The organism is Pseudomonas sp. (assembly GCF_036404235.1).
GTDB lineage: Bacteria > Pseudomonadota > Gammaproteobacteria > Pseudomonadales > Pseudomonadaceae > Aquipseudomonas.
In genome coordinates, this window is the sequence record NZ_DASWOT010000078.1 from 1 (window position 1) to 14,515 (window position 14,515).

At 57.3% G+C, this 14,515-nt stretch carries 10 protein-coding genes; 1 reads left to right on the plus strand and 9 read right to left on the minus strand.

Annotated elements, in window-relative coordinates:
• From VGC62_RS09645 to VGC62_RS09665, 5 genes are all read right to left on the minus strand, one after another.
• On the minus strand, positions 1 to 1,040 hold a 1,040-nt coding region (locus VGC62_RS09645; protein WP_331186848.1), incomplete at its 3' end, for an acyl-CoA dehydrogenase family protein.
• 223 nt (positions 1,041 to 1,263) lie between these two features.
• Positions 1,264 to 2,559, minus strand: a complete 1,296-nt coding sequence (locus VGC62_RS09650) for a GGDEF domain-containing protein (protein ID WP_331186849.1) — start codon at positions 2,557 to 2,559, stop codon at positions 1,264 to 1,266.
• A 346-nt stretch (positions 2,560 to 2,905) separates the two neighbouring features.
• Positions 2,906 to 4,711, minus strand: a complete 1,806-nt coding sequence (locus tag VGC62_RS09655) for a phenylacyl-CoA dehydrogenase (protein WP_331186850.1) — start codon at positions 4,709 to 4,711, stop codon at positions 2,906 to 2,908.
• A gap of 350 nt (positions 4,712 to 5,061) precedes the next feature.
• Entirely contained in the window at positions 5,062 to 5,358 is a 297-nt protein-coding gene (locus VGC62_RS09660) for a pyrroloquinoline quinone biosynthesis protein PqqE (RefSeq protein ID WP_331186851.1), read from the minus strand.
• A 174-nt stretch (positions 5,359 to 5,532) separates the two neighbouring features.
• On the minus strand, positions 5,533 to 9,768 hold the full coding sequence (locus VGC62_RS09665) for a dermonecrotic toxin domain-containing protein (RefSeq protein ID WP_331186852.1): 4,236 nt from the start codon (positions 9,766 to 9,768) through the stop codon (positions 5,533 to 5,535).
• Positions 9,769 to 9,846: 78 nt separating this feature from the next.
• On the opposite strand from VGC62_RS09665, the gene VGC62_RS09670 reads away from it, so the two are divergent.
• The gene (locus VGC62_RS09670; protein WP_331186853.1) at positions 9,847 to 10,497 is read left to right on the plus strand and encodes a hypothetical protein; all 651 of its coding nucleotides are present in this window, start codon (positions 9,847 to 9,849) and stop codon (positions 10,495 to 10,497) included.
• Between the two features lie 453 nt (positions 10,498 to 10,950).
• Here VGC62_RS09670 and bioD read toward each other — a convergent pair whose 3' ends face one another.
• From bioD to bioF, 4 genes are all read right to left on the minus strand, one after another.
• Positions 10,951 to 11,631: a dethiobiotin synthase gene (bioD, locus tag VGC62_RS09675; RefSeq protein WP_331186854.1), complete on the minus strand. Its 681-nt coding sequence runs from the start codon at positions 11,629 to 11,631 to the stop codon at positions 10,951 to 10,953.
• A 69-nt stretch (positions 11,632 to 11,700) separates the two neighbouring features.
• Positions 11,701 to 12,555, minus strand: a complete 855-nt coding sequence (bioC, locus tag VGC62_RS09680) for a malonyl-ACP O-methyltransferase BioC (protein WP_331186855.1) — start codon at positions 12,553 to 12,555, stop codon at positions 11,701 to 11,703.
• Complete coding sequence (locus tag VGC62_RS09685) at positions 12,548 to 13,279, minus strand: alpha/beta fold hydrolase (protein ID WP_331186856.1); 732 nt, start codon at positions 13,277 to 13,279, stop codon at positions 12,548 to 12,550. The genes bioC and VGC62_RS09685 overlap by 8 nt, the downstream gene beginning before the upstream one ends.
• Positions 13,272 to 14,462: an 8-amino-7-oxononanoate synthase gene (bioF, locus tag VGC62_RS09690; protein WP_331186857.1), complete on the minus strand. Its 1,191-nt coding sequence runs from the start codon at positions 14,460 to 14,462 to the stop codon at positions 13,272 to 13,274. Before bioF ends, VGC62_RS09685 begins: the two co-directional genes overlap by 8 nt.
• Positions 14,463 to 14,515: the final 53 nt, after the last annotated feature.

Consider the following 14,515-nt stretch of genomic DNA (forward strand, 5'->3'; position numbering starts at 1 on the left):
ACATCAGGGTGAACGATGATGGGGTCGGCGGGGGTATCTTTCGACTGGGCGCCCGTCGGGGCCCGACTTTGCAGACGATCACGCGCATACTCGATGGCGTTCTGATAAGAGCGCTCCCCCGAGGCAAGTCCCTGAATACCGACCCCCAGGCGCTCGTAGTTCATCATCGTGAACATCGCTGCCAGACCTTTGTTCGGCTCGCCAATCAAATAGCCTTCGGCGGCGTCGAAGTTAATCACGCAAGTGGCGGACGCCTGAATCCCCATCTTGTGCTCGATCGAACCACACGACACGGTGTTGCGTGGGCCGAGGCTGCCGTCGCTATTGACCATGAACTTGGGCACCAGAAACAGCGAAATACCCTTCGGCCCGGCAGGGGCGTCCGGTAGTTTCGCCAGCACCAGATGGATGATGTTTTCGGTCAGGTCGTGTTCACCGCCGGTGATGAATATCTTGGTACCGCTGATCTTGTAGGCGCCGTCGGCCTGCGGATCGGCCTTGGTGCGGATCATCCCCAGATCGGTGCCGGCATGGGCCTCGGTCAGGCACATCGACCCGCTCCAGAGACCGGCATACATGTTCGGCAAATAGGTTGATTTCAGTTGTTCGCTGGCGTGTGCATTGATCGACACGCAGGCACCGGAGGTCAGCATCGGGTAAAGGCCAAACGCCAGACTGGCGGAGTTGACCATCTCTTCAACCTGCGCCGAAACGGCCTTGGGCATGCCCATGCCACCAAACTCAGGGTTACCACCTACGCCAACCCAACCGCCTTCAGCATACGTTTTGTAGGCCTGAACAAAGCCCTCGGGGGTTGTCACTACTGTGTCGTTCCAATGGCAACCCTCTTCGTCGCCAGCGCGACTCAGCGGTGCGATGGCTTTGCCAATGACCTTACCGGCCTCTTCGAGAATGGCCTCAACGGTTTCAGCGTCAACCGCCTCGGACAGTTCAGGCAGTTGTGCCCACAGTTTGGAGACCTCGAACACTTCATTCAGAACGAAGCGCATATCACGCAAAGGCGCTTTGTAGTCAGCCATGGCAAACCTCGCAAACAGCAGCAGTAACTCGAAAAAAGAGGCGCCGTATTCAATCTGCGGCGTCGATGTGTCTGTGATGGCGAGTGTACCCGAACGCCATTTGCGACACATAGCGTCAACTAGTGACCATTTACCAATAAATAGTCACGAACGAGCAATGAGTCTGTCTGAGCTTTCACGCGCGGGCGAAAGCTATTTGATTACGAGGAAAAAGAAACAGCTATCAGTTGGTGGTTGCCATTCTCACGGCGCCACGTTTATTGGTCTGACCGCTTGAAACAACACAGTTTCGACCGGCGCCTTTCGCGGCATACAGCGCCTGGTCCGCGGCCTTGAGCACTTCTTCGGGATTGCGATGTTCAGGCTGACGCTCGGCAACACCGATACTGATCGTCACCGACACCGCTGAAGCAGGGCTGCTGGCACGCCGTTGACGCCCTTGTTGATCGTCTTGTGGGCGCGCGTCCTGATTGCGCAGCTGAATCTGGTAGTTGGCGATGACTTCGCGCACCGCATCCAGATGCGGCATGCACTCTTCAAGGGTTTTTCCGGCAAATACGATGGCGAATTCCTCACCGCCATAACGATAAGCCCGGCCACCGCCGCTGGTGATCTTCGACAGTTTGCTGGCCACCAACCGTAGTACCTGGTCGCCGACGTCATGGCCGTAGGTGTCGTTGAATTTCTTGAAGTGATCGACATCGCCCATCGCCAGCACGTAGTTACGCCCCAAGCGCTGCATCCGCTCATTCAACGCGCGACGTCCCGGTAACCCGGTCAGCTCGTCACGGAAGGCCATTTGATAGGCTTCGTGTGCGACGGCAGCGGCAATCATCAACATGACCTGACTGCACATGATGTTCAGAGTAAAGGGCAGGATAAAGGTTTTCGGCAACGCCCAGAACAGACCGAGCAAGCCCACCAACTGTGCGGCATGCAGTGGCCTGGGCTTGCGCAGGTATTGGATGATCAGCAAGACGAAAGAGATGATGAATGCAACGTAGGACAGCTGAATCAAGCTCATCCATTCGCCATGCAGCGCCGGCCAGCGAATATCAGCCAGCCACGCAAGTACTTCTTGTGGGAAGCTTTGTTCCAGACCGAGCGCGACGCTGCCAACCGCGACTAACACCGCCAGCCGCGCGACCAGATCCTGGAACAGGTGTGTGCGCTCCTCCCATACAGCGAACAGACCGAACAATATGGGTAGCAACAGACAGCACAGATGGAACACCACCGCCGCGTCCTCTCGGACCTTGCCATTATCGCGGTAGTAATCGGTCTGCGCATCGAGCAGGAAATAAGCGACGTACACGGTAATCATCAAGAACAGTTCACGCTGACGCTTGTAAACCACGCAATAAGCGCCGCCAAGCAGCAAAACCAGGGTTGGCAGCACGTTGAACAGTGAAGTGAAGAATACGTTCAGGTCCTTCACGTACGCAGCAGCAAGCCCGGCGATCAACAAAGCCAGAGAGGGCAAGAAATGGCTGACACGTCCAGCGGAAAGGCGCAGCAAGAGGGTTTCTCCTACCCGTTGACGTAACAACGAGCAAACACAAATGGCATTGTGCCTGTATCGGCTAGAAAGCGCATCTGATGAGGGGAAAGAAGCAGAGTTTTACAACGCGCCCAAAATGGATGGCTGGGAATCTGGGGGAGATCCCGTCGCCCGGACGCCGCGCTGGCGCGCAGTTTAAGGGGGTCTGTTGGAGCGCGGTTTGCCCGCGACAAGGCCCGTGTACTGAGTAAATTCGTGCCTACCCACACCTTCGCGGGCAAGCCTTGCGCCAACAGGTCCGCGTTTGCAAAAAGCCGCTTCCCCCGAAGGTAAAGCGGCCTTTTGTCAGCACTCAGCGGTGTACTCAGTACGCCAGGCCGAAGTCCTCTTCTTTCATGTCCATCAAGTTGTTGGCGCCCGACAGCATGGTTACAACGTAGGTGCGAGTACGCGGCAGAATACGCTGGAAGTAGAAGCGTGCGGTCTGCAGCTTGGCAGTGTAGAAGGCTTCTTCGCTGGTACCGGCAGCCAGCTTCTCGGCGGCAACGCGAGCCATGTCAGCCCAGAAATATGCCAGGCATACGTAACCGGAATACATCAGGTAATCCACCGAAGCGGCGCCGACCTCCTCACGATCCTTCATGGCGGCCATGCCAATTTTCAGGGTCAATTCGCCCCACTCTTTGTTCAGCGCAGCCAACGGTGTGACGAATTCGGTGACCGCTGCGTTGCCTTCCTGGCCCTGGCAGAACTTGTGGATGATTTTGGTGAAGTTCTTGAGCGCTTCGCCTTGCGTCATCAACACTTTGCGGCCCAGCAGATCGAGCGCCTGAACACCAGTGGTGCCTTCGTACAGCATCGAGATGCGGCTGTCGCGAACGTTCTGCTCCATGCCCCACTCGGCGATGAAACCGTGGCCGCCGTAGATCTGAACGCCGTGGTTGGCAGACTCGAAACCCACTTCGGTCATGAACGCTTTAGCGATCGGCGTCATGAATGCCAGCAGGCCATCCGCTTGTTTTTTGGCTTCGGCGTCGTCGCTGTATTTGACGATGTCGACCTGCTTGGCGGTGAAGTACACCATGGCACGAGTACCTTCGGCGAAGGCCTTCATGGTCAACAGCATGCGACGGACATCAGGGTGAACAATGATCGGATCAGCAGCCTTATCCGGCGCTTTCGGGCCTGTCAGGGAGCGCATTTGCAGGCGTTCACGGGCGTATTTCAAACCACCCTGGAAACCGACTTCAGCGTGAGCCAAGCCCTGCAACGCTGTACCCAGGCGCGCGGTGTTCATGAAGGTGAACATGCAGTTCAAGCCCTTGTTCGGCGGGCCGATCAGGTAGCCGGTAGCGCCGTCGAAGTTCATCACGCAGGTCGCGTTGCCGTGGATGCCCATTTTATGTTCAAGGGAGCCACAGTTCACGGCGTTGCGCTCGCCAATGTTGCCTGCCGCGTCCGGGACAAACTTGGGCACGATGAACAGCGAGATGCCTTTGGTGCCAGCCGGAGCATCCGGCAGACGAGCCAGCACGATGTGGACGATGTTATCGGCCATGTCGTGTTCGCCAGCGGAAATGAAGATCTTGGTGCCGGAGACTTTGTAGGAGCCGTCAGCCTGAGGTTCGGCCTTGGTGCGCAACATGCCCAGGTCAGTACCGCAGTGAGGCTCGGTCAGGCACATGGTGCCGGTCCATTCGCCCGACACCAGTTTGGTCAGGTACGCGTCTTGTTGCTCAGGCGTGCCGTGTTCGGAAATCGTGTTCATCGCGCCATGCGACAGGCCTGGGTACATGCCCCACGACCAGTTGGCTTCGCCAACCATCTCGCTGACCGCCAGACCCAGCGACTCAGGCAGGCCCTGGCCGCCGTGGGCGGCGTCATGCGCCAGGCTCGGCCAACCGCCTTCAACGAATTGTTTGTAGGCTTCTTTGAAACCGGTAGGGGTTTTGACGCCAGATTCGCTCCAGGTGCAGCCTTCGATGTCACCCACGCGATTCAATGGGGCCAGGACCTGCTCACAAAACTTGGCGCCTTCCTCGAGAATGGCGTCGACCATGTCAGGCGTAGCGTCCTGGCAGGCTGGCAGGCTTTGATAGTGTGCTTCGTAGCCGAGCAGTTCGTTACGTACGAAGCGAATATCACGCAAGGGGGCCTTGTAGTCAGGCATAGCGATAAACCTCTGCTGATGAATCCTGGAGTTGGATGACCGATCGGTCGTTGTAGGGTTTGCCACAACCACCGGACAATCTCGGATGCCTAGCGGTCAAACAGGTGTTTGAAACATACGTTTACGCCCAGACCTTGTCAAGCGCACTCCGCGTACCACCCATCGTCGGTGCCCTAAACGCCGCGCAGCGAAAGGCCTCCAGCGCGAAAAGCATTCACCGGAGGGCGTAAGTTTAGTTGAGGGAAACAGCAGGCGCCGTTAACCGACGGCCTTGATTCAGCCCGCTTATAAGGTGCAATTCAGTTCGGGGGAATACAGCAACCGCGTGCGCCGAGGCGCACCGGGAAGGGTCAGGCGTAGGTATCGATCAACGTGCCAAGTGCTTCGTCGCTGGCCTTTTCAACCTTGAGTCCAGCCATGACCTGATTCTTGCCTTGGGCGAGCTCGACGACATTACTGGCCATGTCGGAACGCTGACTGCGATCCACCGCGCGAAGGTTCTCAAGCTGAAAATCAGAAGATTGGCTACGACCGGAAATTTCAGTGGCCGGACTGGCCAATTGAGACGCGGCCTGATCAACCCGCGACTGCCCCACCTGAATCGCGCTCAGCCCGGGGTATAGCGTGTTGTTTAGAGAAATCTGCATGGGAACAACCTCTGTTCACAAAACGAACATGGATATTGAAACAGACCACGGCAACAAATACCCGCTAAAAAGAATAATGGCACAAGGCCGCATGATAGCAACAGCCTTGCGCCCAAGACGGTACGCCTGTCACAAGAACAGGCATACGGCAGGTACTTCTTTCTCAATTAGCGCTCAATCGATCGACTGAAAATGCTTTACGGCGATAGCTTGAGAAATGGGTGCTCGAAGAATTGGGGTGATATTTTCCCCGCTGTGCGCTTCAGCCATCTGTGACTTCAGCCCCAAATATCGCTGATCCGGAGTTTTCAGATGAGCCTTGGAAAAGTTGACAAAAGGAGTCTCCACCTTTGCATAGTGGAAATGCGCATACCAGAGCGGCCGACCATCATGTCCGTGGACCATGTATTCCTGCAGGTAACCGTCGACGCGTCCCTTTGGAGTCAGCTGCGCCACCCGCTCATCCACCACCTTCTTGATCGACACCTCACGCCGACCAAGCAAGTAGTCCAGATGGCCTTGTGTGGGTAGCCGCTTGCACGCCTCGACACGCAGGCGAACACCTTCGGCACGCAACTGCTGACTTTGAGCCTTCAACCTGTCACGCATTGCCACGATAGCCGGTTGCTCTGGCACCTCGACGAGCTTATTGCCTAGCGTGTCTAGCTGACTCGCCCGCAGTTCCAAAATATCCTCAAGGCTCGCAGGTTCCATCGACGTTTTGGCGTATTCCTTGACCTTGACCAGCAAGCTTTCGAGGGGAGACATCGCCTCTTCTGCCTCGGCAAGCACATCCTCGACCTTGATAGCTGATGGGGGTGTATGACGACTTACAGGTTTGACCAATGCCCAACGCTTCCCTTCCTGGTGATAGGTTTCATTGATCCTGCCCGAGACTGGCTCTAGCACGTCCATGACCCTTTCCCCTTTCGCGGTGGTGCGCGCCACGCCGATGAGTAGTTCGTCGTCCACCGTTTCGAAGACTTTTTTGGTGCTCTGTCCTTTTTGCTTACCTGCCGTCCTCTGAACGGTAACCTCAAGCTGATTTTCCAAATTTGCCAATCGAGTTTCGGCGTCAAGTTTGAAACCCATCAGGCTTTTATGCAGAACCGGCCAAAACGATTGATCCAGAAGGCGCGCAGAACTGGCTTCGATGCCCAATGCGGCCAACTCGATATCTCTGAATTGGCTAACGACTTTCGTCAACATGCGTATCCGTTGTTTATTGGAGATGTCCAATCCGCCTGACATCAGCTCAGCATAGCTAACGAGGGCATGTTCAACCTTCCCCTTGAACCCAGTCCTGGCCAATTCGGCAATCGGCACCTTCATGACTGCCCCTATCAGGATTGATCCCATTTGGGCAATTTTGTAGCCCAGAGCGCTCGTGGAAGTATCCAACACGTCTTTAAGTGCCTTGCGGGTACTTTCAGTCAAGCCCACTTTATTTACACGCTCGTACCAGTTTTCCTGGAAAGCCCTGTGATCTGAAGCTTTTCTTAGCGTGTACAGAAAGTCCATGTGAAGCTGCATCAACGCCGTCACGGCAGACAGGTCCACCACCTCACTACCAGGGTCAAAATCGCCCACCTCTTGCATCCGACGATAAAACACGAGGAAGTCGTTTACATAACGATCCTCCAAAGCTCGCGCGGCGCGCATAACCCGATGTACGTAGTCGTTAAGCGCGTTCTTATAACCCAGCCTGCTGCCAGGACCGTGCGGCCCAATGGCCAAAATCTTCTCGGTCGCGATGACAAAAAAATTTCGATAATCGGTCACTGCTTGCTCATGAATCAACTGCGTGGTGGAACCTAAATCACCTTGACGTATTAACTCCTGCGAATGGTTTAAACGACGCTTCAGATCATCGAGTCCTGCGAAGTGGGTTTGCAGTTCCCAACAAAGACGATCAATTTTTTGAGCCTCGGTCTCTATCCCTCGAAGCCTTCTACGTAAATAACCGCTGATACCCACCCAACCATCCGAAGCCATACGCGTGAGGTGAGCCCCGCCCCCCTTCAATCCTCCACGGACCAGAGCACCGTCCACCGCGCCTTGGGTATCCCAACGTCCCATCCGATCAAGCGCAATGGGTTGTTTATAACTTTTTACATCGTTACCGCGTAAACGCCACGTCGAGTAATCGGCATCCCATTCAACCGCGTAAACCTTCGCATCACGGACAATGTATTTCTGACCGTCAAGGGTATGCACAGCGCTGGTGGCTTCCAATTGACGAGCTGGCAACTTCCACCATGGCGTCGATGATTCATAGCCGTCGAAACGAGAAAACGGGGCGTGGCGAGACTTACCGGAATGTCTGATGGCGGCCTTGAAACCAGCAGAAAAACGGCCCAGCCGAGCGGCGCGACGGGCAGCCCCAGTGGCGGCTACGCTTCCCCCTGGCAAGCTGTCCATTGCTGCATCAATCAACGATAAAAGTACCGCTTCTATATGATCCAACCCCTCGCCCACTTTGCCTTCGACAAAAGCGTCAGCGCTATAGACTGCCGCACGCAAAGCATCAACGAGCGCCAGCCCGGTGCCCACAAACGGCACGATGCCCAAGGCCATTGAGATGTAGCCAAAAATAGTCCCCACTGAGGTGCTTTGAGCCGCCAACTCAAAATACAAATCGGTTTGCGAGCGCGAGGTCGAACGATGAGCCTCGATCAGGCGCCCCATTTGCACATTGACCAGATGCTCGGGTAACGGAATATTGCGAGGCCACGAACCGCTATCTACACGGATGAAACCATCGAAGTGCTTGAGCTGTGCCTGGCGGATATAACTGGCATGAGCGGCGGGGTCTCCCGAAACCGGTCTGGCGCTCAAGTAATCGGCCATCCCGGGCTCCAGAGACATCTGGATCAGCGATTGGCAGGCTTGTTGCGCACTATCATGCTCGGTCAGGACTTTCCAGTTGGGAACATCGGGAAGGTACATCACCGTTTTCCCGGATGTACGATTCTCCATCAACACAACGCCTGCGAGTGCAACGCCCGTCGTGTTCAGCTCAGAGCCAGGGGCGTTGAGAATGATTGAGCGCAGTACGACGTCCAACTCATCTTCCGGCGCGTCCGCCTGCCTGGGGAGCAATGCAGCATTGATGATTTGCTCCCCGTCTACGTCGATAACCTTGCGCATCCGAGCGACCCAGGTTTGCAGGCGCAGTTGCGCAAGATAAGGCGCGCACAATCGCTCGCGACGAAACTGCATGGCAAAGTCGGACTCAGCTTCAAGACGGCCATGCACCGCTCGAATCCGTTGTTCGAACTGTTCGGCCACATCAAGCCCTTCGACCAGTGCAATCAGATAGTCTGCGTCGATACGACTTTCCAGTCGGCGGGCCTCATCGGCGTCATCTACCACCACCTGAACCCGAAGAAAATTCAGACGCGCCTTGAAGGCGTCGTCAATACCCATCAACGCCACCTCGGCAAGCGGCAGATTGACCCGCTGCTCGCTGGGTCGCAGCACCTCGCGAAACGGTGTGCCAGGTGCGCCAGAATCGGCGATCAACTCTTTCACAGACTTCACGGACTCGGGCAGGTCAAGGATGACCCTTACCGGCTCACTCACAGCGAAATCTGCCTGGAGCCTTTGCCTCAACAGGTCTTCGACGAACTCGCCACGAGGAGGTAAATCCGACGCCAGTAGCTCATGGCTGTCATGCATGGCGTCACACATCTGCCGGACCAGATGCTTGCCTTCGGCCCCGTCTTCCTGACTGAGCCCCTGAAGCCAGCCAGGCTGGACATGCACCCTGCGCATCACCTTCTCACGCTCAAAATGAGCGGTGAGCAGTTGGTCGCGCGCAGCATGAAACGGCACAGTCAAGTCGCTGAGGGTTTCGGCATGCAGGCGCTGCAAGGAAGCCTGCAGACCTGGCGCATCGTCGAAGCGTCTCTCGCCGGCGCAGATTGCCGTGGCTCGCCGGTCGTAATAGGCCAATTGGTCCAGCACACTGCATTCGAAAATGTGAGTGCCTATGGGTCTAGTTACAACGCGGTCCTTGGCTGAGCCCCCCTCAGGTGCGAGGACATCCTGTAGCGCCTGCCATGAGGTAAATTCCGCTAGTCCGCCGGTGCGGCCAGGCCAGAACAGCACCACCGACTGTGCAGAGTGTGACGCGGTGAATGCATCAGTGCGGGCAATCACCAAAACGCCTGGCAATAATTCGGTCTTTGTCGCGCCGGACAACTCAAGCGAAGCGACCTGTATCCGATCATCCGTTCGCTGAGCCGTTACAGGGTTAGCAACGACCGTCTCAACCATGTCCAGCGCCTTTGCACTGAGCATGCCCATAATGTTTTGCAGTCGGGCCTCGGCCAGCAGCGCTTCGCCGCGCGACGCTATCAATTGACCAAACGTCGGTTCCCCCGAGAGTATCTGTGCAATCGGCAACGGCTGGCAAAACAGGGTTTGTGCTGACGCCAATAAGAGTGGGATAGCCATCTCGCTCTGTGCGCGGACACTCAATACGTGAGTGTGAGCCGCTTGCAACGCTGCAAAATCTGCGCCCTGCACCTTTACCCGCAGTTTTTCCAGAGCTTGCTCCTGAAACTCCAGAGGCAGGTCGTCCAGATGGCCGAACGAGAGCGGCGACGCTGTGTTCGAAGTCGCTACAGCGTCCATCGGGACTTGCGCCACAACCACAAGTCGACCTGTATCCAAGCGCTCTGCACAGAGCAGCCCTTCACTCAAACCTTGGCGCAGCGCGGGAATAACCTGCTCCTGCATCGCTTCACCGATTGCGGCGTAATATTCGGCGATGGCACAACGGGTGGCGTACTCGAACGGATCTTCCTGCAAATCAACCAGCGCGTGAGCGTCACCCAGGTGGTCGAGCAATTGTTCGCGGCTGTCAAAGGCCTGCAATCGACTCTCAGGACCCGGCGAGTACAGCAACTGAGCCTGCTGGGCCGCCGTCGCGAGATGCACGGAAAAAGCCCCCGATGCCACGGAAACGCCGCCTCTAAGGACCTTGACTGCTTCGAATCTCAGGCCCTGCGGTACATCCCAATGCTTGGCAGCCAAATCGGCCAGCTTTTCTTCATCAAGCTGCGCGCCAAAGGACATGGCCTGAACGCTACAGACAAAGTGCGCACGTTGCAGTTGCGTCGCCAGTGCTAAACGGGAAAGCGCCGTACCTTGCGCACGAGCATCCCAATAGGCTTGCCACCGACTGGCAAAAGCACTTTGAAAAAGGTTGATCGCCTCTGCTTTTCCTACACGCGCAACTAACGTTTCTAAAACAGGCGTTAGGGCGGGCGGGCTGTTCCATAACGACGTCAATGACTGCAATGCGCTCACAGCATCCATCAGCAACAATTGTCGGTGCTCTTGCACATGGCTGCTTAGGAGTAGTCGCTCGGCACTGACCGGCTGACCCGGTGCTACAGGCAAGACGGGGTTCGAATTCAAGAGAGTATTTATCAAGAGGAAATCCTTCGCTGGTAGTGCCCATCCATTGGGCGACAGCGATATCTAAGGATTTCTTCACGACACAGTGGCACTAACTATTTACTGCATGTCAAAAAAAGCTCCCCACGCAGGGGCTTATCCCGATAAGGACAAGGTTGCCTCTCAGTCAAGCAACTCCAAGTGCAGATGCTCTGCCACGGCTTCAGGCGTGGATTTTTTCATGAAGGGCACGCGCCCCAAACAAGGCGCGGGTAAGCGCTCGGCCAGCGTGGCGAGGTTTTCTTCCAGGCGCGAGGTCTTGGGATCGATGATATTGGCCACCCACCCTGCCAGTTGCAGGCCATCTGCGGCGATGGCTTCGGCACTCAGCAATGCATGGCTGATGCATCCCAGGCGCACGCCCACGACCAGAATCACCGGCAGGCGCAAAGCAATCGCAAGATCGGACAGATTGGCCTGATCAGCCAATGGCACGCGCCAGCCGCCAGCGCCTTCGATCAGGGTGAAGTCGGCGCCCTTGCTCAAAATATGCCGCATGGGCCCCAGCAACGCCTGAACCGTCAATGCGACCCCCGCCTCCCGTGCAGCGAGATGAGGCGCGATCGCGGGCTCAAACGCCACCGGATTAACCTCGTTATAGCTCAGCGCAATCGAGCACTCCGCGCGCAACGCTACCGCGTCAGGGTTGCGCAATCCCTTGGGCTTCACATCGCATCCGGAAGCCACAGGTTTACCGGCGGCGGTACTCAACCCCGATTGCCGCGCCGCATACAACAGCCCTGTGGCAATTGTGGTTTTGCCCACATCGGTATCGGTTCCCGCGATGAAGTACGCCTGGCTCATCTTTGCGGCCGTCCGTTCAAGTGTTGCAACCTATTGCTTATCAACTATAGCGCTCAAAACATTGGCTGCTTATAACGCCGTCAATGGCTTTTCCAGCACCGCATAAACCACCTGATACGTCGCGGGCAGGCCATCTTGCTGACGGAAGTGCTCATACGCGGCGATCAGCGCCTGAATCCGCGCCCGCCCGGTCAAACCATCGGGGCGCCCGGGGTTGATGTTGTGCGCACCCAACGCTTTAAGCTCGTGGGTCAGGCTGCGCACGTCGGGATAATGCAACACATGGGATAACACATCCAGGCGACGAACGTTCATACCACTCGCTGCACACAACTGCTGATAGTCACTTAATTCACGGAAACGATTGACGTGGACCCTACCGTCAACGGCCTGCCAGCTGTCCCGTAATTCGTAGAGCGTGCCGACGCACAGGCTGGCAAAAGCAAACACGCCACCGGGCTGCAACACGCGCTTGGCTTCGCTCAATACTGCGGCGAAATCCGCACACCATTGCACGGCGAGGCTGGAAAAAATCAGCTCGACACTGTTGTCACGCAACGGTAAACGCTCAGCGTCTCCCACGATAAAGTGTTGAGCACCACCCAACGGCCGGGCATGACGCAACATCCCCTCAGCGATGTCCAGCGCAATGCCCTCGCTTTGCGGGAGATATTGCCCCAGTTGGCGGCTGAAATGCCCGGTGCCACTGCCCATATCCAGCCAACGCGAAGGATTCGAGCCATCGTGTAACAACCGCGAGAGCAATTCGCCACCCACCGAACGCTGCAACTCGGCCACACTGTCGTAGCTGGCGGCAGCCCTGGAAAATGAAGCCGCCACCTGGCGTTTATCGGGCAGCTCGCCCTGTTTCGCTGCTTGTTGCTGAACGGCCTTCAATACCGCGAAATGAGAAAGATCAGTCATCACCGGACTCATGCAAAAAAGCCTGGATCGCCGCCGCCACACCGTGAGGGTTTTCCAGGATGAACGCGTGGCTGGCCTGTTCGATCAGGCCCACTTCGACATCGGGTAACAGATTCAGCAGGTCGGTCGAGGCTTCGGCCGGAACCAGCGCATCGAGCCCGCCGAACAGATGCAGTTGCGGACCGCGATACGTTTGCAAGGCCGCGCGGGTGTCCATCTGTTCAAGCAATTTCAAGCTTTCGATCAGCGCCGTTGCCGAGCCCTGCGGCGCGCCGGTTTTTAGCTGTCGCGCCAACGCACGTGCATCTTGCGCACCCTGCACGCACAGCAGGCTGAAACGCTTTAGGGTGCCTTGCGGATCAGCGGTGCAACCGGCAATGAACGCGTCAAAATCGGTTTGTGCCATGCCCGATGGCCACTCGCTGCGCGCCACAAAACACACGTTGCTGGCAAACGTCGCCACACCGCAGCAGCGCTCGCCGCGACGCGCAGCGAGTTCGACCGCAAGCATGCCGCCCAACGACCAGCCGCCGAGCCAAACGTTATCCGGCAACGTCGAGTCCAGCTCGTCGAGCCATTCGTTGAGATCGTCGGTTTCAAGGTCCGGCAGCGGCTCGATCTCGACCCGTAGGTGTTCGTCCAGCCCACGTAATGCAGCGGCCAATGGCTCCAGCGGCGAAACGCCAAGCCCCCAGCCGGGCAACAGAATCAAACGATCACGCATGCTCGGGTTCCACCCATTCGCTCATGTCCAGCAGCGGATAACACTGCTCCAGTGCATCCAACAATAGCTGGACCTGAGCATGAGTGTGGGCAGCCGATAACGTCACGCGTAAACGCGCTCCGCCAGCAGGGACTGTTGGCGGACGAATCGCTGTCACCATCAAGCCGCGCTCACGAAGCAACTGCGAGAGGCGCAATGCACGACCGCTGTCGCCGATCAGAATCGGCTGGATGGGCGTGAAGCTATCTACTAGTTGCAGGCCGAGCCCTTCAGCACCTGTACGGAACTGCTTGATCAGCGCACTCAGGTGCTCGCGGCGCCAGTGTTCGGTACGCAGCAATTGGAGGCTTTTGAGTGTGGCGCAGGCCAACGCAGGGGGCTGGCTAGTGGTGTAGATGTATGGCCGGGCGAACTGGATCAGGGTTTCAATCAGCTCTTCACTGCCCGCGACAAACGCGCCGGCAGTGCCGAACGACTTGCCCAGCGTGCCGATCAATACCGGCACATCATCCATGCTCAGCCCAAAATGCTCGACAATGCCCGCGCCATTGGCGCCCAAAGGGCCAAAGCCGTGAGCATCGTCGACCATCAACCAGGCGCCTTTGGCCTTGGCGACCTTGGCCAGAGCAGGCAAATCGGCGATGTCGCCGTCCATGCTGAACACACCATCGGTCACCACCAACGTATCGCCCACGGCTTTTTCCAGACGCGCGCTGAGGCTGTCGGGATCGTTGTGCAGGTAACGCGAGAAACGCGCGCCGCTCAATAGCCCGGCATCGAGTAACGAGGCGTGGTTGAGGCGGTCCTCCAGCACCGTATCGCCCTGCCCCACCAGCGCTGTGACCGCGCCGAGATTCGCCATGTAGCCGTTGGAAAACAGCAACGCGCGAGGTCGGCCAGTGAGGTCGGCAAGGGCTTCTTCGAGTGCGTGATGCGGGGTGCTGTGGCCGATTACCAAATGCGACGCGCCACCGCCTACTCCCCAACGCTCGGCCCCGGCTTTCCAGGCAGCGACCACCTCAGGGTGATTGGCCAGGCCCAGGTAGTCGTTGTTGCAGAACGCCAGCAACGGCTGACCATCGACCACCACTTCAGGGCCTTGCGGGCTTTGTAGCAAAGGGCGATGACGATACAGGTGCTCGGCGCGACGGGCAGCAAGACGTGCGCTCAGATCAAAAGACATGCATGCCTCGTGGTTGCTCATTGGAGATTAGCCGGGCAAGCCATCCACTTGGA

Bases quoted from the DNA above. Each gene is read 5' to 3' on its own strand.
- VGC62_RS09655 (WP_331186850.1), bottom strand. From the start codon at position 4,711: ATGCCTGACTACAAGGCCCCCTTGCGTGATATTCGCTTCGTACGTAAC.
- VGC62_RS09660 (WP_331186851.1), bottom strand. From the start codon at position 5,358: ATGCAGATTTCTCTAAACAACACGCTATACCCCGGGCTGAGCGCGATT.
- bioD (WP_331186854.1), bottom strand. From the start codon at position 11,631: ATGAGCCAGGCGTACTTCATCGCGGGAACCGATACCGATGTGGGCAAA.
- bioC (WP_331186855.1), bottom strand. From the start codon at position 12,555: ATGACTGATCTTTCTCATTTCGCGGTATTGAAGGCCGTTCAGCAACAA.
- VGC62_RS09685 (WP_331186856.1), bottom strand. From the start codon at position 13,279: ATGCGTGATCGTTTGATTCTGTTGCCCGGCTGGGGGCTTGGCGTTTCG.
- bioF (WP_331186857.1), bottom strand. From the start codon at position 14,462: ATGTCTTTTGATCTGAGCGCACGTCTTGCTGCCCGTCGCGCCGAGCAC.